The 18,280-nt window shown below is 67.2% G+C and carries 16 protein-coding genes; 14 read left to right on the top strand and 2 right to left on the bottom strand.

Features of this window, described 5'->3' with window-relative positions; translation table 11 throughout:
* Nucleotides 1-89 precede the first annotated feature (89 nt).
* The 5 genes from AC5Y36_RS01135 to AC5Y36_RS01115 are packed head-to-tail and all read left to right on the top strand — an operon-like array spanning nucleotide 90 to nucleotide 5,765.
* Nucleotides 90-1,817, top strand: a complete 1,728-nt coding sequence (locus AC5Y36_RS01135; RefSeq protein WP_500039024.1) for an FAD-binding protein — start codon at nucleotides 90-92, stop codon at nucleotides 1,815-1,817.
* Nucleotides 1,814-3,115, top strand: a complete 1,302-nt coding sequence (locus AC5Y36_RS01130; RefSeq protein WP_500039023.1) for an LLM class flavin-dependent oxidoreductase — start codon at nucleotides 1,814-1,816, stop codon at nucleotides 3,113-3,115. Before AC5Y36_RS01135 ends, AC5Y36_RS01130 begins: the two co-directional genes overlap by 4 nt.
* 20 nt (nucleotides 3,116-3,135) lie before the next feature.
* Entirely contained in the window at nucleotides 3,136-3,948 is an 813-nt protein-coding gene (locus tag AC5Y36_RS01125; protein ID WP_500039022.1) for a coniferyl-alcohol dehydrogenase, read from the top strand.
* The gene (locus AC5Y36_RS01120; protein ID WP_500039021.1) at nucleotides 3,945-4,937 is read left to right on the top strand and encodes a cyclase family protein; all 993 of its coding nucleotides are present in this window, start codon (nucleotides 3,945-3,947) and stop codon (nucleotides 4,935-4,937) included. Before AC5Y36_RS01125 ends, AC5Y36_RS01120 begins: the two co-directional genes overlap by 4 nt.
* Nucleotides 4,938-4,949: 12 nt before the next feature.
* Entirely contained in the window at nucleotides 4,950-5,765 is an 816-nt protein-coding gene (locus AC5Y36_RS01115) for an alpha/beta fold hydrolase (protein ID WP_500039020.1), read from the top strand.
* A gap of 70 nt (nucleotides 5,766-5,835) precedes the next feature.
* Here the strand turns inward: AC5Y36_RS01115 and AC5Y36_RS01110 are convergent, their stop codons facing one another.
* A complete protein-coding gene (locus AC5Y36_RS01110) occupies nucleotides 5,836-7,293 on the bottom strand; it encodes an aldehyde dehydrogenase family protein (protein WP_500039019.1) in 1,458 nt (485 codons plus the stop codon).
* A 146-nt stretch (nucleotides 7,294-7,439) separates the two neighbouring features.
* Between AC5Y36_RS01110 and AC5Y36_RS01105 the strand changes: the two genes are divergently transcribed.
* Genes AC5Y36_RS01105 through AC5Y36_RS01065 form a run of 9 tightly spaced genes read left to right on the top strand, consistent with a single transcriptional unit; the run spans nucleotide 7,440 to nucleotide 17,356 of the window.
* Nucleotides 7,440-8,252, top strand: a complete 813-nt coding sequence (locus AC5Y36_RS01105; RefSeq protein WP_500039018.1) for an SDR family NAD(P)-dependent oxidoreductase — start codon at nucleotides 7,440-7,442, stop codon at nucleotides 8,250-8,252.
* Nucleotides 8,253-8,296: 44 nt separating this feature from the next.
* The gene (locus tag AC5Y36_RS01100; RefSeq protein ID WP_500039017.1) at nucleotides 8,297-8,968 is read left to right on the top strand and encodes a TetR/AcrR family transcriptional regulator; all 672 of its coding nucleotides are present in this window, start codon (nucleotides 8,297-8,299) and stop codon (nucleotides 8,966-8,968) included.
* Nucleotides 8,965-9,159 carry a ferredoxin gene (locus AC5Y36_RS01095; RefSeq protein ID WP_500039016.1) on the top strand — a complete coding sequence of 65 codons (195 nt, stop codon included), beginning with the start codon at nucleotides 8,965-8,967 and terminating at the stop codon, nucleotides 9,157-9,159. The genes AC5Y36_RS01100 and AC5Y36_RS01095 overlap by 4 nt, the downstream gene beginning before the upstream one ends.
* A gap of 2 nt (nucleotides 9,160-9,161) precedes the next feature.
* On the top strand, nucleotides 9,162-10,397 hold the full coding sequence (locus AC5Y36_RS01090) for a cytochrome P450 (RefSeq protein ID WP_500039015.1): 1,236 nt from the start codon (nucleotides 9,162-9,164) through the stop codon (nucleotides 10,395-10,397).
* A 31-nt stretch (nucleotides 10,398-10,428) separates the two neighbouring features.
* Nucleotides 10,429-11,601: an amidohydrolase family protein gene (locus AC5Y36_RS01085; RefSeq protein WP_500039014.1), complete on the top strand. Its 1,173-nt coding sequence runs from the start codon at nucleotides 10,429-10,431 to the stop codon at nucleotides 11,599-11,601.
* Nucleotides 11,602-12,840: a M24 family metallopeptidase gene (locus tag AC5Y36_RS01080; protein WP_500039013.1), complete on the top strand. Its 1,239-nt coding sequence runs from the start codon at nucleotides 11,602-11,604 to the stop codon at nucleotides 12,838-12,840.
* 39 nt (nucleotides 12,841-12,879) lie between these two features.
* Entirely contained in the window at nucleotides 12,880-14,007 is a 1,128-nt protein-coding gene (locus AC5Y36_RS01075; protein ID WP_500039012.1) for a M24 family metallopeptidase, read from the top strand.
* Nucleotides 14,000-14,959: an enoyl-CoA hydratase/isomerase family protein gene (locus AC5Y36_RS01070; RefSeq protein WP_500039011.1), complete on the top strand. Its 960-nt coding sequence runs from the start codon at nucleotides 14,000-14,002 to the stop codon at nucleotides 14,957-14,959. The genes AC5Y36_RS01075 and AC5Y36_RS01070 overlap by 8 nt, the downstream gene beginning before the upstream one ends.
* A gap of 3 nt (nucleotides 14,960-14,962) precedes the next feature.
* Nucleotides 14,963-17,356, top strand: a complete 2,394-nt coding sequence (locus AC5Y36_RS01065; RefSeq protein WP_500039010.1) for a CaiB/BaiF CoA transferase family protein — start codon at nucleotides 14,963-14,965, stop codon at nucleotides 17,354-17,356.
* Between the two features lie 67 nt (nucleotides 17,357-17,423).
* On the opposite strand, the gene AC5Y36_RS01060 is transcribed toward AC5Y36_RS01065, so the two are convergent.
* Entirely contained in the window at nucleotides 17,424-18,263 is an 840-nt protein-coding gene (locus AC5Y36_RS01060; RefSeq protein ID WP_500039009.1) for a mycofactocin-coupled SDR family oxidoreductase, read from the bottom strand.
* Between the last annotated feature and the right edge of the window lie 17 nt (nucleotides 18,264-18,280).

The raw sequence follows: 18,280 nt of genomic DNA, 5'->3' as shown, positions 1-18,280 counted from the left end.
CCGGGGGCAGCGGGTCGCGAACAGACCAGCGCATGAGCGATCGCAAGCGCGGCGAAGCCGGGCGCAGCGGGTCGCGATCAGGCCAGCGCATGAGCGATTCCACCGTGGATGTGCTGGTGGTCGGCTCCGGAGGTGGCGGAATGACCGCCGCGCTGGCTGCCGACGCCGCCGGGCTGGACACCCTGGTGATCGAAAAGTCGTCCCACTTCGGTGGTTCGACCGCGCTGTCGGGCGGCGGCATCTGGGTGCCGGGCGCACCGGCGCAACGCCGGGCCGGCTACACGCCGGCCCCGGAGAGCGTTGTGGAGTATCTGAAGCAGATCACCGGCGGCCTGGTCAGCGACGCGCGCCTGCAGCAGTACGTCACCACTGCTCCGGAGATGATGGAGTTCCTGGAAAAGACCAGCGACTGGTTCGAGTTCGTCTGGAAACCGGGCTACGCCGATTACTACCCGGAACTGCCCGGGGGTTCGGAGCAGGGCAGCACCATCAACGTACCCGCCCTGGATCTGCGCAAGCTCGGTCAGCAGGAGCAGTATCTGCTGGCGCCGCTGGCCCTGGCCCCCAAGGGGATCTGGCTGGGGCCCAAGGACCTTCGGCTGTTCTATCAGATCCGGCAATCGTGGCGCGGCAAAGGGGTGCTGGTCAAGCTGCTGTGGCGGATGTTCCGGGCCCGGGTGTTCGGCGATCGGATGGCGGCGATCGGGCAGTCGCTGGCGGCGCGACTACGGCTGGCGATGCTGCAGCGCGACATCCCGCTGTGGCTGGACACGCCGATGACCGACCTGATCACCGACAGCGCCGGGACCGTCACCGGTGCGGTGGTGCAGCGCGACGGACGCACCGAACACATCCACGCCCGCCGCGGTGTCATCCTGGCTGCCGGTGGCTTCGACCACGACCTGGCCTGGCGCAAGGAGCATCAGCCGGTCCTCGAGCACGACTGGAGCTTCGGCAACCCGGCCGCCACCGGAGACGGTATCCGGGCCGGGCAGCGGGTCGGCGGATCGGTCGAACTGCTCGATGAGGCGTGGTGGTTTCCGGCGATCTGCTGGCCCGACGGGCGACTTCAGTTCATGCTCAACGAACGGATGATGCCGTCGCAGTTCATCGTCAACGGCGCGGGACGGCGGTTCATCAACGAGGCGTGTCCCTACATGGATTTCGCGCACGCGATGATCGAGGGGCAGAAATCCGGTGTCACGCACATTCCGTGCTGGCTGATCACCGACCACCGCTCCTTCAACCGCTACGTCGTCGCCGGCCACCTGCCGCTGCCGAGGATCCCCGGCGCCCCGGTGCCCACCGGACGCAGGATTCCGTCCGCCTGGCTGGAATCCGGTGTGGTGAAGGCGGCCCCGTCGATGACCGAGCTGGCCACCCAGATCGGGGTGCCGGCCGCCGAACTGGACCGCACCGCTACCCGGTTCAACGAGCTGGCCCGAACCGGCCACGACGACGACTTCAACCGCGGCGACAGCGCCTACGACAACTACTACGGCGACCCCACCCTGACCAACCCCAACCTGCACCCGCTGGGCAAGCCGCCCTACTACGCCTTCCAGATCATCCTGGGCGACCTGGGCACCTCCGGCGGGCTGCGCACCGACGAGTACGCCCGGGTGCTGCGCGCCGACGACACCGTGGTGGCGGGTCTGTACGCGGTGGGCAACGTGGCCGCCCCGGTGATGGGGCGCAGCTACGCCGGGGCCGGAGCCACCATCGGCCCGGCGATGACCTTTGGCTATGTGGCGGCCAAACACCTGGCCGGCGAAACCGTCTCGAGCATCCAACCCACTTTTGGAGGTAATCAGTGAAGATCTCACTTTTCTACGAGTTCGCGCTGCCGCGGCCATGGGCGCCCGACGACGAACGCCAAATGATGCAGGACTGCCTCGACGAGGTGGAAGCCGCCGACAGGGCCGGCTTCTCCACGGTGTGGCTGACCGAGCACCACTTCCTGGAGGAGTACTGCCACTCGACGGCCCCGGAGATCTTCCTGGCCGCGGCAAGCCAGCGCACCAAGAACATTCGGCTGGGCTTCGGCATCATGCACCTGCCACCGGTCGTCAACCACCCGGCGCGGGTGGCTGAACGCATCGCCACCCTCGACCTGCTCTCGGGCGGCCGCGTCGAATTCGGCACCGGCGAATCCTCCTCGGTCGGCGAACTCGGCGGTTTCGGTATCGACCCCGCCGACAAACGCGCGCAATGGGAGGAGGCTCTCGAGGTCTCGATCCGCTGCATGGTCGAGGAGCCGTTCAGCGGATTCGACGGCCAGCACGTCAAGATGCCGGCCCGCAACGTCGTCCCCAAGCCGCTGCAGAAGCCGCACCCGCCGGTGTGGGTGGCCTGCACCCGGCCGGCGTCGGTGCAGATGGCCGCCCAGAAATGCCTGGGCGCCCTGAGTTTCGCCTACACCGGCCCCGGTCCGCTGACCGAGCGGGTCAACGGCTACTACAAAGAGTTCGAGGAGGCCGGGGTGCCGATCACTCCGCAGATCAACCCGAACATCCTGGCCATCGGCGGGGACCTGTCGATGATGGTTGCGCCCACCGACGAACAGGCGTTGCAGCGGCTGGGTCAGGGCGGCGGGTTCTTCTCGTTCGGCATCATGCACTACTACATGACCGGGGTGCACACACCGGGACGCACCGGGGTGTGGGACCGCTACCTCGAAGAAGTAGCCAAGGACCCGACGCTGGCCTACGGACCGGGCCGCGGCGCGATCGGATCGCCGGCCACGGTACGTGAGTTCCTGCGCGGCTACGAGGACAGCGGCGTCGACGAGATCATCCTGCTGCTCAACCCGCGCAGCCACGAGGGCACCATGGAATCCCTCGAGCTGATGGGCAAAGAGGTGCTGCCGGAGTTCATCGAACGCGACGCGAAAGCGGTGGCCGACAAGGCCAAGCGGCTGGCCCCGGTGATCGAGAAGGTCGAAGCGCGGCGAGCGGCCTCGACCGCCCCGGTCTTCGACGAGGGCTACTCGTTCGGCGGGCTGCCGACCGGGCGCAGCGGCACCTTCACCGCGACCGAGATCCCCGAGGCGATGGCCGAGATGAACGAGGGGCGGGTACAGGCCGCGCAACGCGAGAAAGAGCAGCGCGGCTGAGCCCCGGAAGCGAACCGGCCATGGCGGACAGCGGCGGATGGTGGCGCTACGACGGCCGCCGCGTGGTGGTGACCGGCTGCGCATCGGGGATCGGGGCGCAGCTGGTCCGCCAGCTGGCCGAGCTCGGGGCATATGTGGTCGGCGTGGATCGCCACCCGCCGGAGTTCGACATCGCCGAGTTCCATCCGGTCGACCTGGCCGACCCCGATTCGATCGACCGCGCGGTCGCCGCGGTCGGCAGCCCGATCGACGCGCTGTTCAATGTCGCCGGGGTGTCCTCGGGAATCGGTGATCCGCTGCGCGTGGTCACCATCAACTTTCTGGGCCTGCGGCAGTTCACCGAAGGGGTGGTTCCGGTGATGCCGGCTGGATCCGCGGTGGTCAGCGTGTCGTCGCTGGCGGGGTCGGGGTATCGCGAGCATCAGCACCGGGTGGCCGGACTGGTGAACACGACGACCATGGCCGACGGCATCGAGTGGTGTCACCACCACCCCGAGGAACTCGCCGACGGCGGCTACCGGTTGTCCAAGGAAGCCGTCATCCTCTACACCATGGCCAACACGGTTCGGCTGGGCGCCAAGGGCATCCGCATCAACGCCACCGGGCCGGGCGTCACCGAGACGCCGATCCTCGACCAGTTGCGCAGCGCCTACGGCCAGGGTTTTCTCGATGGCATACCCAAACCGTTGGGCCGTTCCGCGAGTCCCGCCGAGCAGGCGTCGGTGCTGGTGTTCTTGAATAGTGGGGCCGCCAGCTATATTTCGGGGCAGGTGCTGTGGGTTGATGGCGGAAACCTGGGTGCGCAAACCGCGCGGGAGGCAGGAACGGGATGACAGCGAGCCTGAAGGATTTCCGCAGGGTCGGCGACGACGTCCGCAACTGGGGACGCTGGGGCGACGCCGACGAGCTCGGGACGCTGAACCTGATCACCGCAGACAAAGTCGCGCAGGCGGCCAGCCTGGTCAGACACGGCAAGGTGTTCCCGCTCGGGGTCGACTTCGGATCCGCGGGTCCGCAGGGCGCTTTTCAGTTCCGGCACAACCCGATCCACGTGATGACCGTCGACGGCGGAGACGCGAGCAGCCTGGGCCGCTACGGTCCCGGATGGATGAAGAACCCGCTGGCCGGCGAACTGGGCAGCTACTTCGGCGATGCCCTGTTGCGGTTCAACGACGACATGATCATCATGCCGCTGCAGGCCGCCACGCAGTGGGACGCCTTGTCGCACGTGTACTACGAAGACCAGCTCTACAACGGTTTTCCCGCCGATTCGGTGACCAGCCTGGGCGCGTTCCACTGCGGTATCGACAAGGTCGACGGCAAGGGCATCACCTCCCGCGGCGTGCTGCTGGACGTGGTCGCCCACCGCGGCGCGGACACCTTCCTGGAACTCGGCACGCCGATCACCCCCGCGGAACTCGACGACGTCGCCCGCGCCCAGCAGGTCAGCATCGAATCCGGCGATATCGTGCTGGTCCGAACCGGCTGGTGGACCAGGTTTCTGCAAACCGGCGACGGTGCCGAACCGGGCGCCGGGCTGGACTGGCGATGTGCCTCCTGGCTGCACGACCATGACGTTGCCGCGGTCGCCGCCGACAACCTGATGGTGGAGAACCCGGTATCGGGGGTCCAGGGCGCGTTCCTGCCGATGCACATGCTGTGCCTGCGCGATATGGGACTCATGCTCGGCGAGTACTGGGATCTGACCGCGCTGGCCGCCGACTGCGCCGCCGACCGGGTCTACGAATTCCAGCTGGTGGCGCCGCCGCTACGGGTCACCGGTGGCGTCGGCTCCCCGGTGAATCCCATTGCCATCAAATAAGAGGAGCCGGACTTGGAGATCGCGCGGCGCACCCTAACCGTCGACGGCCTGTCCACCGCCTATCTGGAGGCCGGCACCGGCGACCCGGTGGTGCTGCTGCACGGCGGCGAGTTCGGCGCCAGCGCCGAACTCGGCTGGGAGCGACTCATGCCGGTGTTGGCGCGGCAGTATCGGGTGCTGGCACCGGACATGCTGGGTTTCGGGAGCTCCGCCAAGGTCATCGACTTCACCGACGGCCGTGGCATGCGAATCCGGCACATCGGGCGGTTCTGCGCACTGCTGGGAATCCAATCCGCGCACTTCGTCGGCAACTCGATGGGAGCGATCAACCTGCTCGTCGACGCCACCAGCGATGCCCCGATCCTGCCGGTGCGCAGCATGGTGGCCATCTGCGGCGGCGGTGAGATCCAACGCAACCGGCACATGGACGCGCTCTACGACTACGACGCCACGCTTCCGGGCATGCGGCGCATCGTGGAGGCGCTTTTTTACGACACCGCCTACCCGGCCGACGAGCAGTACGTGCGGCGCCGCTATGAGTCCAGCATCGCACCGGGGGCCTGGGAGTCGCTGGCGGCGGCCAGGTTTCGCCGGCCCGGCGTCGAGCCGCCGGCGGCGCCGTCGAGTCAGCGGGCATATGACCGCATCGCGGTGCCGACCCTGGTGATCGAGGGCGGCTGCGACAAACTGCTGCCGGCGGGCTGGGCTGAACAGATCGCAAGCCAGATTCCGGGTGGGAGCTCGGCGGTCGTCGAGGATGCCGGGCATTGCCCCCAGATCGAGCAACCCGCCGCGGTCAGCAAGTTACTACTCGACTTCCTCCGCTGACTCTGCCTCCACGGCGCTGTTCACTCGCAGTTTTGCGCCGTGAGCGCAGAGTCAACGCATGGGGGAGGTATTACATCTGCGCCCAGACGATCTTGGTCTGCAGGTAGGTCTCGATGCCGGCCTTGCCGGACTCATACCCCCACCCGGACTGCTTGTACCCGCCGAACGGCATCGAGTGGTCGAACTGCATCTGGCAGTTCAACCCGACGGTTCCGGCCTTGAGGCGCTTGGCCAGCCGATGCGCGCGGCCCAGGTTGGACGTCCACGCCGTGGCGGCCAGACCATAGGTGCTGTTGTTGGCCAGTGCGATCGCCTCGTCGTCGTCGTCGAACGGCAATACGGTGACCACCGGCCCGAAGATCTCCTCCTGGAACAGCCGACTGGAATCCGGGTCGACATTGGTGACGACGGTCGGATGTACGAAATAGCCCTTGCGGTCAAGTCGTTCGCCGCCGGTGACCAGTTCCACGCCGTCGGACCGGCCCTGGTCGAGGTAGCCCAGCACCCGAGTCAACTGCTTCTGGCTGATCAGCGGACCGATCATGGCGCCCTCTTCTTTGGGGCCGCCGAGCTGCATGCTGTTGGCCATGTTCGCCAGACCCTCGACCACCCGGTCGTAGACGGCGCGCTGGGCGAACACCCGCGACCCGCACACGCACGCCTGACCGGAGTGGATGAAGGTGCCGAACGCGGCCACCGTGGTGGCCAGGTCGATGTCGGCGTCGTCGAAGATCAGTACCGGCGACTTACCGCCGAGTTCCAGGGTGACCTTGTTGAGGTTGGTGTTCGCCGAGGCTTTCACGATTTCCCGGCCGACCTCGGTCGATCCGGTGAACGCCACCTTCTCCACGTCGGGGTGCGCGGTGATGGCCGCGCCGGCGGTGTGGCCGTAGCCCAGCACCATGTTGACCACGCCGTCGGGAACCCCGGCCTCGGCGAGGATCCGGTCCAAAACCAGCGCGGACAGCGGGGTCTCCTCGGCGGGCTTGACGACGCTGCTGCAGCCCGCCGCCAGCGACGGCGCCAGCTTGGCGCAGAAGTTGAACACCGGTCCGTTCCACGGGAAGATCAGCCCGACAACGCCGTAGGGTTCGCGCAGCGTGTAGACGTGCTGGTGCGACTCGATGCCGGTCAGGCCACCGGTGTTCACATCGCGGGCGATGCCGTCGATCTTGGTGCACCAACCGGCGTAGTAGCGGAACCACTCCGAGCCGACCTTGGTGATGATCGCGGCCTGCGCCGGCGGGATGCCGGCGTTGACCGACTCGAGTTCGGCCAGGACCTCGGCGTTTTCGTCGATCAGGTCGGCGATCTTCCACAGCACCCGGGCCCGGTCGTAATCGGCCATACCCGACCACACGCCCGACTCGGCGGTCGCTTTCGCGCGGGCCACCGCGTCGTTGACGGCTTCGGGCCCGCAGTCGGTGAACTCGGTGAGCTGTTCTTCGGTCGAGGGGTCGATGATCGGGATCACGTCACCGGTGCCGGGAACGTTACGAATCTCTTCCAGCACGGCCTGCACTGACATAGAAATCTCCTTCTCCTATTCCGGTAACTCCATTTGCATGCGTAGATTATGCGGTCAACCACGGGATGTCCAGGGTGAGTTAAATCAGTCGCTTGACTGAAGACGGGGCACCGGGTTGAGTCGAACCATCGGACGGAAGGGCGCAGATGGTCAACGAACTGACCGGCAAGGTCGCGATCGTCACCGGGGGAGCGTCCGGGATCGGCCGTGGTATCGCCGAACGCTTTCTCGCCGAGGACGCCCGGGTGGTCATCGCCGACGTCGACCGGGATCGCGGCGAGGACCTGGCCGCCGCCCTCGGTGCCGGGGCGGCTTTCCGGCGCGCCGATGTCTCGGATCCGGCGCAGGTCGGTGCCCTGGTCGATGCCGCGGTCGAGACATTCGGCGGTCTGGACGTCATGGTCAACAACGCCGGTGTCTCGGGGACCATGCACCGGCGGTTCTTCGATGATGATCTGGCCGACTTCCACCAGGTGATGGCGGTCAACGTGCTCGGCGTGATGGCCGGAACCCGCGACGCCGCCCGGCATATGGCCAAGCATGGCGGTGGATCGGTGATCAACCTGACCTCGATCGGTGGGATACAAGCCGGTGGCGGGGTGATGACGTACCGCGCGTCGAAGGCCGCGGTCATCCAGTTCACCAAGTCCGCGGCGATCGAGTTGGCCTACTACGAGATCCGGGTCAACGCCATCGCGCCGGGAAACATCCCCACCCCGATCCTGGCGTCGTCGGCGGCGGGAATGGACGCAGAGGAGCTTGCCCGCTATGAGGCGGGCATCCGCGAGACGATGCGCGCCGATCGGCCGCTGCAGCGGGAGGGCACCCCGGACGACATCGCTGAGGCCGCTCTGTACTTCGCCGGCGAGCGATCGCGCTACGTCACCGGAACGGTGCTGCCGGTGGATGGCGGCACGGTGGCGGGCAAGGTCATCCGGCGCAAGAGCGCCAAAAATTAAATCAATCACTTGACTTAAAGAACTCGAACGCGTTGACTGGCCTGGTGACCACGGCGAGCAAGGACGCCCGCACCGAACGGGCCACCTCCACGCGGGCGGCGATCCTGTCCGCCGCGGAGCGGCTGTTCGCCGAGCACGGCGTGTTCGCGGTATCGAACCGCCAGGTCAGCGAGGCTGCCGGCCAGGGCAACAACGCCGCGGTCGGCTACCACTTCGGTGCCAAGACCGACCTGGTTCGTGCGATTGAACAGCGGCATCGGGTGCCCATCGAGCGGCTACGCGAGCAGATGGTCGCCGAGACCGGCGCGTCCACCGAGATGCGGGACTGGGTGGCGTGCCTGGTGCGGCCGCTGACCGACCACCTGGCCGAACTGGGCAGCCCCACCTGGTATGCGCGGTTCGCGGCGCAGGTCATGACCGATCCCGCCTACCACGACATCGTGGTCAAGGACGCACTCAGCTCCCCGTCGCTGGTGGAGGTGATCAACCGGATCGACCGCTGTCTGCCCGACCTGCCCGCCGACGTGCGCGCCGCCCGCAACGTGATGGGCCGCAACCTGCTGATGCACACCTGCGCCGACTGGGAACGCACGCTGGCCTCCGGCGGCTCGAAGCCCCAGACCAATTGGCAGATAGCGGGTTCCAGCCTGATCGACGCGATCGTCGGGCTCTGGCTTGCTCCGGTCACGGCACAGCCGAAACGAGGCCGCAAGTGAAAGTGACCGCCAACCAGGACGTGTGCGCGTCGTCGGGCAACTGCGTCATGTACGCCGGCGACGTGTTCGACCAGCGTGACGAGGACGGCGTCGTCGTCGTCCTCAACGACAATCCATCCCCCGACCTGCACGACGCGGTCCGTCGCGCCGTTGCGGGCTGCCCCACCCGGGCCATCCAGATCGAGGAGTGAGCGTGACCGACACCCTGACCGACACCGCCACCGTGGCAGGCATCCCGGAGTACCCGATGGAGCGGTCCGCCGGCTGCCCATTCGCTCCGCCGGCGGGCGTGATGGAACTGGCCGACCAAAAACCGTTGAGCCGCGTCCGGATCTGGGACGGATCCACGCCGTGGCTGATCACCGGCTACGAGGCGGCGCGGGCGTTGTTCGGCGACCCGCGGGTCAGCGTCGACGACCGCCGCTCGGGGTTTCCGCACTGGAACGAAGGCATGCTGGCCACGGTGGACAAGCGCCCCCGGTCGGTGTTCACCTCCGACGGTGCCGAACACATTCGGTTCCGGCGGATGCTGTCGAGGCCGCTGACCTCTCGGCGGGTCGAGGGGATGCGCCCGGCCATCCAGCAGATCATCGATGAGCACATCGACGCGATCCTGGCGGGACCGCAGCCGGCCGATCTGATCACCGCCCTGGCACTACCGATTCCGTCGCTGGTGATCAGCGAACTGCTCGGGGTGCCCTACGAGGATCACGGGTTCTTCCAGGAGCACGCCACGATGGGAGTGTCCCGGTATGCGACCGCCAAGGACACCGTCGAAGGCGCCACCGAACTGTCCAAGTACCTGATCCGGCTGCTGGAAGCCCGGATGGCCGAACCCGCCGAGGACATGGTGACCGACCTGGGGGAGCGGGTCAAAGCCGGTGAGCTGAGCCTGAAAGAAGCCACCCAGCTCGGCACCGGAATGCTGATCGCCGGCCACGAAACCACCGCCAACATGATCGGTTTGGGGATTCTTGCCCTGCTGCAGGAGCCCGACAAACTGGCCGCGATCCGCGACAGCGACGACGAGGATGTCGTCGTCAACGCGGTCGAGGAACTGCTGCGCTACCTGTCCATCATCCAGAACGGCCAGCGCCGGGTCGCCGCCGAGGACATCGAGATCGCCGGGGAGCTGATCCGCGCCGGCGAGGGCATCATCATCGACCTGGCGCCGGCGAACTGGGATGCGGCCGAATTCCCGAATCCCGGTGAGCTGCAACTCGATCGGCCAGCCCGCCAGCATCTGGCGTTCGGATTCGGTCCACACCAGTGCGTCGGGCAGCAACTGGCCCGGGTCGAACTGCAGATGGTGTTCCGCACCCTGTTCCGCCGCATCCCGACGCTGGCACTGGCCGTGCCGTTCGAACAGATCCCGTTCAAGAACGACCGGCTCGCCTACGGCGTCTACGAACTACCGGTCACCTGGTAAACCCCGAAGCAACAAGAGAGACCCCGCCGAAATGACTACTCAGCCCAGCATCTCGCTCTACCCGCCCGAAGGCTACGGCGCGCCGAAGAACCGGCGCGGCCACGCCGGTTCTGACACCGTTGTCGGACTACCGGTCGGGACCGAGGTGTTCTCCGCCGACAACCACATCTCGATCGCGGACGACATCTTCTACCAACGGTTCCCCGAGGACCTCAAGGACAAGGCGCCACGGATCTGGTACGAGGACGGCGCCTACATGGTCGGCCGCAAGGGGCAGTCGTTTTTGCCCGGAGATTTCAGCGCGGTGCTGATGCAGTACGACGACCTGGCCGGTGCGGCCAGCAAGAACATCGAGGCACGCATCCGCGAACTGCGGGAGGACGGCGTCGACAAGGAGCTGGCCTTCCCCAACGCGGTGCTCGCCCTGTTTCATTTCCCCGACAAGGACCTGCGGGAGCGGGTGTTCCGGATCTACAACGAGTACATGGCCGAGCTGCAGGAACGCTCCGGCGGCCACTTCTACGGTGTCGGCCTGATCAACTGGTGGGACCCGGCCGGCGCCCGGCGCACCCTGGAGGAGTGCAAGTCGCTGGGGCTGCGGACCTTCCTGCTGCCGCTGAATCCCGGCAAAGACGACGACGGCAACATCATCGACTTCGGAGCCCGGGCGATGGACCCGGTGTGGGACGAGATCGAAGCGGCCGGACTGCCGGTCACCCACCACATCGGTGAAACCCCACCGAAGACGCCGTGCGAGGTCAACAGCGTGGTGGTCGGGATGATGGTGAACGTCGACTCGTTCCGCGAACAGTTCGCCAAGTACATCTTCTCGGGAATCCTGGACCGCCACCCCGGACTCCAGGTCGGCTGGTTCGAAGGCGGAATCGCCTGGGTGCCCACCGCTTTACAGGACGCCGAACACCTGCTGGCGTCCTACCGGCACATGTTCACCCACCAGCTGCAGCACGACATCCGGTATTACTGGGACACCCATATGAGTGCGTCTTTCATGGTCGACCCGCTGGGCCTGCGGTTGATCGACAAGATCGGTGTCGAGCGGGTGTTCTGGTCATCGGACTACCCGCACAACGAGAGCACGTTCGGCTACTCGGAGAAGTCGCTGGCCACCGTCGTGGCCGCGGTCGGCCCGGAGGACGCCGTCAAGATCGTCAACGGCAACATCACGAAGTTCCTGGGTGTCTAGATGACAACCTTTGCGCCACCGACGGTATCGAGCATTACCATCCCCGATCGCCCCGACCTGACCCGGATGCGCGCCGAAACCGGCGTGCGGCTGCGGTCGGCGATGGAGGACCGCGGAATCGACGCGCTGATCCTGCTCGGCAACAACAACGTCGTCTACGCGACAGGGGCGAGTTGGCCGCTGGGCGACGCCGGCCTGTCCTACGTCGAACGACCGGTGGCGGTGGTCCTCGCCGACGACCCGCACCCACACCTGTTCCTGCCGTTTCGGGAAGGCGCCTCGTCAGAGGCCGGGTTGCCGGCCGACCACCTGCACGGCCCGGTCTACCTGGAGTTCGACGAAGGGGTGGAAGCCTTCGCCGCCACGGTGGCCGAGCTGATCCCGGCCGGGAAGTCGGTCGCGGTCGACGAATTCACCGGGGCCATGCGTCGAGCCCAACAACAGCTTTTCCCCGGGGGCCGGCCCGCCGACGCCGCACAGGTGATCGGCGCGGCCAAACTGGTGAAAACCCCCGACGAACTCGCCTGCATCCGCACCGCGTGCCGGATCACCGACGCGGCCATGGTCGACGTCCAGGCCGCGCTGGCCCCGGGTATCCGCCAGATCGACCTGTCGGCCGGGTTTCTGCGCCGCGCCTTCGAATTGGGTGCGATGGCCAGCATGCTGGAACCGATCTGGCAGGTGATGCCGCAACGCAAAGCGGACGGAGTGTGGACCACGCACGGCGATTTGGCGCTGCCGCTGCTGTCCACCGAGCGTGAACTGCGTGCCGGGGACGTGCTGTGGACCGACGTGTCCATCACCTATGCCGGGTACTGCTCGGACTTCGGGCGCACCTGGGTGGTCGGCGCCGACCCGACGCCGCGTCAGCAGGCGCAGTTCCACCGGTGGCGCGAGATCATGACCGCGGTGCTGGATGTGGCCCGGGCCGGTGCCACCGCCGCCGATCTGGGCCGTGCCGCGATCAAGGCCAACGGGGGCGAGAAGCCCTGGCTGCCGCACTTCTACCTGGGGCACGGTATCGGTGTCAACGCCGCTGAAACACCGATGATCGGGACCGATCTGGGTGCGGAGTTCGACGAGAACTTCGTCTTCGAGCCGGGCATGGTGTTAGTACTCGAACCGGTGGTGTGGGAGGACGGCACCGGCGGATACCGCAGCGAAGAGATCATCGTCATCACCGAGGAAGGCTGGATTCCGTTGACCGACTACCCGTATGCGCCCTATGGCGCGCGCTGACGCCGATGCGGACCAAAGCGATGAGGAGAAGCAGCGCTCGTGAGCACTGAAGTCCTGGCCGACGATCGCGCGCTGCGGCTGGGGCGCCGCGAGCGTGCACTGGCCCAGATGGAAGCCTACGACCTCGACGTGCTGGTACTCGGCCGCCAGGCCAACGTGCGCTATGTCTCGGGGGCCCCGCAGCTATGGGTGGCCGGTACCCGGCCGTTCGGTCCCACCTGTGTGGTGGTCCGCGAAACCGGGGAGATCCACCTGCTGAGCACCTGGGACGAAGGCGTGCCCGAGGACATTCCGCACGAGAACCTGTACGGGATCTCGTGGAACCCGATGAACACCATCGCGAACCTGCAGGGGATCGAAGCGCTGGCCACCGCCAAACGCGTTGGCACCGACGCGCTGTCGCCGGGCTTCGCCCAACTGCTGCCCGTCGCATTCCCCAACGCCGAACTCGTCGACGGGGAGCAGGCAATGCGGGCGGCCCGCCGCATCAAGACACCCGAGGAGCTGACCGCGCTGCGGGAGGCCGTCCGGGTCACCGAGCTGGGGCTGGCGGCGGCGGTCGCCGAACTGCGCCCCGGAATCGCCGAGAACACCCTCGCCGGGGTGCTATTGGAGGCGATCGCGGCCGGCGGGGTGAGCACCCCGTCGACCCAGGATGTCGCCTGGATCACTTCGCGTGAGCACCCGTGGCGTCGCGCCACCCCGGACGGCGTGGTGCAATCCGGCGATCTGGTGGCGTTCTCCGCGGGGGTCCTGGCCGGCGGCTACACCGGTGAGGTGGGTCGCACCTGGCCGGTCGGCGACCCGGCCGGCGCCGCCGACCTTTACCGGCGTTGGGATGCGTTGTGGGCCAAGCTGTCCGCCGCGTGCCAGCCGGGTGCTGCGGCCGGCGACCTGCTGGACGCCTACGGTGCCGCCGGGGAGCAGCTGCCGCCGATGCCGGTGGCCCGCGGCCTGGGAATGGGATTCGACCCGCCGGTGGTGTCGGCGGATCTACCGCAGACCGCAGCCGCCGAACGGCTGGAGCCCGGGATGGTGCTGGCGGTCACCGGCTACGTCTGGGAATCCGGCGTCGGCGCGGTGTTCGGCCGCGAGGCAGTGTTGATCACCGCGGACGGACCCGAAGTGCTGACCACCAGCCCGAATTGGAGCACTCGCGATGTCTGAGGACCGGCCGTCGGCCGAGGAGATCATCCTCTACCACAAGGACCCCGCCACCAAGATCGCCACCATCACCTTCAACCGGCCCGAGTACCTGAATGCACCGACGTCCGCGGCGCGGCTGCGCTACGCGGATCTGCTGCGCGGCGCCAGCGTCGACAACGACGTCAAAGTGGTGGTGATCCGCGGTGTCGGCGCCGATCTGGGCAGCGGCGCGGACCTGCCCGAGTTCATGGAGGGAGTGGACAATCCGGAGCTGCGGCTGGCCGAGCTGAAGCTGGAGGGCGCCTTGGGGGCTGACGTCACCTATCCGCCCAAGGGCACTTTCCGCAACGGCGCGACCATCAGCTCGTGGTACGCCAATGTGCAGGCCGGCAACCGACCGCTGCAGGAGCTCAAGAAGATCAGCATCGTCGAAGCCAAAGGCTATTGCTACGGATGGCATTTCTACCAGGCCGCCGACGCCGACCTGGTGATCTCCAGTGACGACGCGCTGTTCGGGCATCCCTCGTTCCGGTACTACGGCTGGGGTCCGCGGATGTGGACCTGGGTGCAGATGATGGGGCTCCGCAAGTTCTCCGAGATGGTGTTCACCGGCCGGCCGTTCACCGCCGCCGATATGGACAAGTGCAACTTCCTCAACAAGGTCGTTCCACGGGATCAGCTCGAAGCCGAGGTGGCCAAGTACGCGACCGCGTGCGCGCGCAACCGGCCGGTGGACACCGTGTTCATGCAGAAGATGTTCTTCGAGGTCTACAAGCAGCATCAGGGCGAGTACATGGGCAGCTTGCTGTCGGCGTTCTTCGAGTCGATGGGCAGCGGGGTCGCCCCCGACGCCGACGATCTGATGCTCGACGATGCCATCGACAGCGGGCTGAACAACGCGGTCAAGGACAACGACGCCAAATTCCCGCCCGACTTCCGGCTTTCCAAACGCAGCCGCGCCCAGGACAGCTAACCGGTGGCACCGCTGGACGGTTTCACCGTCGTCGATCTGTCCACCGGAATCGCCGGCTCGTACTGCACCAAGATGCTCGCCGACGGCGGCGCCGATGTCATCAAAGTCGAGCCACCACAGGGTGATCCGCTGCGCAACTGGTCGGCATCGGGAGCCGACACCGGCGGCGAGGGGGCCCTGTTCAGCTACCTGTCCTGCGGCAAGCACAGCGTCGTCGCCGACACCACCGATACCGCGTTCGTGCACCGCCTGCTGGCCGCAGCGGACGCCGTGGTGTGGTCACGCGGTTCGGTGATTGCCGAGCACCCGTCGCTTGCGCCCAGCCGCATCCAGCAGGACCATCCACACCTGATCGTCACCGCCATCACCGCGTTCGGGCTGGATGGGCCGTGGTGCGAGCGGCCGGCGACCGAATTCACCCTGCAGGCCTGGTCGGGTGGCATCTTCGGGATCGGACGCGGATCAGCGGACCGCCCACCGGCATTCGTCGGCGGACAGGTCGGCGAATACCTGGCCGGGGCGTACGCCAGCGCGCTGACCCTGGCATCGTGGTTCGCGCGAGACGAGAGCGCCACGGGCGAACTGCTGGACCTGTCGATGCTCGAGACGCAGATCCTGGGCCTCACCTATTACCCGGTCACCTATTTCGAGATGCTCGGCCGGCCGTGGCGCAATGTCCGCAAGGTCACCGTCCCCGGCATCGCATCGGCCAAGGACGGTCTGGTGGATGTCGGGTGTGGCACCGCCCAGCAGTGGTTCGATCTGTGCGCGATGACTGGGCACCAGGACTGGATCGACGAGCAGTCTCCGCTGTCGATCACCGAACAGGCCAACGAGAAGGCCGACGAGATCTACGCCTGGGTGAAAGACCAGACGGTCGCGGAGATCCGCGACCTGGCCACCGCGTTCCGGATTCCGAATGCTCCGGTTGCCAACGGCGCCAACATCGCCGACCTGGACCACTTCCGGCAGCGGCGCAGTTTCGTCACCAACCCCGGCGACGGATTCACCCAGCCCGACCGTCCTTACCGGATGCCGCAGGTGCGGTTGCCCCAGACGCGGCCGGCGCCGCGCCTCGGCGAGCACACCGCGCACTACCGGGCGGCACCGATGCCGGCACGGTCGGCGGGGGCCGGTGCGGGCGGCCACGGCGAGGCCGGCCCGTTCGGCGACCTGCGGGTGCTGGACATGACGACGTTCTGGGCCGGTCCGAGCTGCACCCATCTACTGGCGATGCTCGGGGCGGAGGTCATCCATGTGGAATCGACCCGCAAACCGGACGGAACCCGGCTGATCGCCGGGATTCCGGTCACCGAACCACAGTGGTGGGAACGCTCGCCGATCTTCTCGGCGCTGAACACCAACAAGCTGGGGCTGACCCTGGATCTGCAGCGGGAGGCCGGGCGCGACGTACTACGGCACCTGATCGCGACGGCGGACGTGATCGTGGAGAACTTCACGCCGCGGGTGCTCGAGCAGATCGGACTGGACTTCGACACGGTTCGCCGGCTGCGGTCCGACGCAATCCTGTTGCGGATGCCCGGTTTCGGGTTGGACGGTCCCTGGCGCGACAACCCGGCGTTCGCCTACGTGATCGAGGCTGCGTCCGGGGTCAGCTGGCTGACCGGCTTCCCCGACCGCAACCCGTACGAACCATATTCGGTGGGCGACCCGAACGCCGGAGTGCACGCGCTCAACGCGCTGCTGCTGGCCCTGGAGCACCGCCGCCGCGCCGGCCAGGGCGGGCTGGTGGAAGCCGCGATGGTCGATGCGGCCCTCAACATTGCCGCCGAGCAGGTGATCGAGTACTCGGCGTACGGGGCGCTGCTGCAGCGCGACGGCAATCGGGGACCGACCGCGGCGCCGCAAAACCTGTACCGCACCGCCGATATCGACGAATTCGGACGGCTGGACAGCTGGGTGGCCATCGCGGTCGCCACCGACGAACAGTGGGCGGCCCTCTGCGATGCGCTGGGCCGACCGGCCTGGGCGAGCGACCCGGGTCTGGCCAGCGCCTCCGGGCGCCGCAAGCAGCACGACCTCATCGACGAACAGCTCGGTGCCTGGTGTGCGCAGCGCAGCGGTGAGGAGATCGTCGAGCTGCTCTGGCCGGCGGGTGTTCCGGTCGCCAAAGCGATGCAGCCGCACCGGCAGACCGAGTTACCGCAGCTGGCGCACCGCGGCTTCTTCGAAGACGTCGCCCATCCGGTCAACCCTGCGGTGCCGCACAGCACCATTCCGGCGCGGTCGTCGCGGGCTCCGAAACGATTCCATCGCCGGCCGGCCCCGCTGCTCGGTGAACACAATCACCAGCTGCTCACCGAACTCGGCTACAGCGCCGCGCAGATCGCCGAACTGGAAGCCGACGGTGTGATCGGCAATACGCTGGGCCGTTGACTCTGCGTCCACGACGCAGCCTTCTCGCACTTTCCCTGCGTGGGCGCAGAGTCAACGGCTAAAGCGGCTACTTCAGGCAGCTTCCGGCATCCACCGGCAGCGTCACACCGGTGATGTATCGGGCTTCGTCGGAGGCCAGGAACAGCACGGCGTTGCTGATATCCACCGCATCCACCCAGGGCACCGGCAGCGTGTGGAACATCTGGCAGATCGGTGCCATGTCGTCCGGGCCCGGGTTCTCCAGGTCCGGGCGGAACATCTTCCAGGTGCCTTCGTTCATGATCATCCCGGTGCTGACATGGGTGGGATGCACGGTGTTGACGCGAATGTTGTGGTGGCCCAACTCGACGGCGAAGGAGCGCATGACGCCCACCACGCCGTGCTTGGCCGCCACGTAGTTGCCGCAGTGCGGGTAGGCCTTCAAACCCCCGACCGAGCTCGTCAGGACGATCGAACCGCCCTTACCGGCCGCGATCAGGTGCGGCACACCGGCTTTAACCGTCTTCCACACACCCGACAGGTTGACGTCGATCATCTCCTGCCAGTCGTGCTCGCTGCACTGGTCCAGCGTGTCGCCACCGTTGCCGATGCCGGCGTTGGCAACGATGATGTCCAGACCGCCCAGCTCCTCCACCCCGGCATCCACCGCGGCCTTGAGTCCGTCATAGTCACGCACGTCGACTTCCGCGGTGAAGATCCGGCGGTTCAACGCCTTGACCATGTCGGCGGTCTCGGCCAGTTCCTCCGGAGTGGCCGGGGGGATGGGCGAGTCCTTGACGACCCGCTTGCAGGCGTCGATCGCGATGATGTCGGCGCCCTCCTGTGCCAGTCGGACCGCGTGGCTGCGGCCCTGACCGTGCGCCGCGCCGGTAATGAATGCGACCTTGCCTTCTACACGCCCGGTCATGCCTACCTCAATTCCTC

This window comes from Mycobacterium sp. NGS50, from assembly GCF_059812545.1.
This window is presented reverse-complemented; position numbering and strand designations above follow the sequence as displayed.